General features: G+C 67.1%; 1 protein-coding gene. It reads right to left on the minus strand.

The genetic code is table 11. The features are described from left to right. Positions 1 to 59: 59 nt before the first annotated feature. On the minus strand, positions 60 to 240 hold a 181-nt coding region (locus tag ACZ3HG_RS24705), incomplete at its 5' end, for a zinc finger domain-containing protein (RefSeq protein WP_465335159.1).

A 240-nucleotide genomic window follows, 5' to 3' on the forward strand; every position in this document is an offset into this window, starting at 1 on the left:
GAAGTCTAATCAACACCGCCGACACGGATTCATTCCCGCCGACTCGGGACGAAACCGTGCTATTTGAGCAGCCGTGACAGGCGCCGGTCGGCGAGGATCTTGCCGCCCGTCTGGCACGTCGGGCAGTACTCCAGCGAGTTGTCGGCGAAGAAGACGCTGCGTACCTCGTCGCCGCACACGGGGCACGCCTCGCCGCGCCGGCCGTGGACGCGCATGCCCCGGCGCTTGGCATCCTTCAGG

The organism is Erwinia sp. PME.40.26/001 (assembly GCF_055556675.1).